This window comes from Treponema sp. R6D11, assembly GCF_054786075.1.
Map to the genome: position 1 here is coordinate 1 of NZ_BDHD01001366.1, position 320 is coordinate 320.

Here is a 320-nt window from a genome sequence, read left to right on the forward strand (position 1 = left end):
AAAAGGAAAAATCCCCCGCCGTTTACGGGGTTCCCACGATGTTCATCGCCGAGCTTAACCACCACATGTTTAAAATGTTCGATCTTTCAAGCCTTCGCACCGGAATTAGGGCGGGTTCCCCCTGCCCAATCGAGGCGATGCGCCGTGTGTGAGGATAGCCATCATGCCAAGCACGAGGCCGAAACAGTGGAAAAGCGGGACGGGGAGGCAGACGATGTCTTTTTCCGTAAGGCGCTGGTTGTCGCCTATACCAAGCCCGTTGTTTAATATGTTTCTGTGGGTAAGCATTACGCCCTTTGGAAAGCCCGTCGTGCCGGAAG

The 320-nt window shown here is 54.1% G+C and carries 1 protein-coding gene; it reads right to left on the bottom strand.

The features are described from left to right. Positions 1-105: 105 nt before the first annotated feature. Positions 106-320 (bottom strand): AMP-binding protein (locus ACYVTD_RS18775; RefSeq protein ID WP_461249095.1); only part of this gene is annotated, 215 nt, incomplete at its 5' end.